A 249-nucleotide genomic window follows, 5' to 3' on the forward strand; every position below is an offset into this window, starting at 1 on the left:
GGCACAGGTGCCAGCCCGCGGCATAGCTCGATGCGGATGCGCGGTCGTCGAAGGTATGGCTGAGCCGAAGCACGGTACCGGATGCCGTCGGCGCCAACTCGATGTCGAGAGGGTCCCCGCCCCAGACGAGCGACAGCATCCGTTGTGGGTCGACCGTCACGATGGTCCCGATCGAGTCCTCGGAGTCGTCGTCTTCGGCGCGTGTCACTCCCGCTTCGGGCAGGGCGACGAACCCGGTCTCGGTGAGGT

General features: G+C 67.5%; 1 protein-coding gene. It reads right to left on the reverse strand.

All coding sequences use genetic code 11. The features are described 5' to 3' along the window. Positions 1 to 249 (reverse strand): SRPBCC family protein (locus AAEY72_RS15805; RefSeq protein ID WP_352311590.1); only part of this gene is annotated, 249 nt, incomplete at both ends.

The sequence above is a fragment of the Psychrobacter sp. W2-37-MNA-CIBAN-0211 genome (assembly GCF_040309405.1).
Taxonomy (GTDB): domain Bacteria; phylum Pseudomonadota; class Gammaproteobacteria; order Pseudomonadales; family Moraxellaceae; genus Psychrobacter; species Psychrobacter glaciei.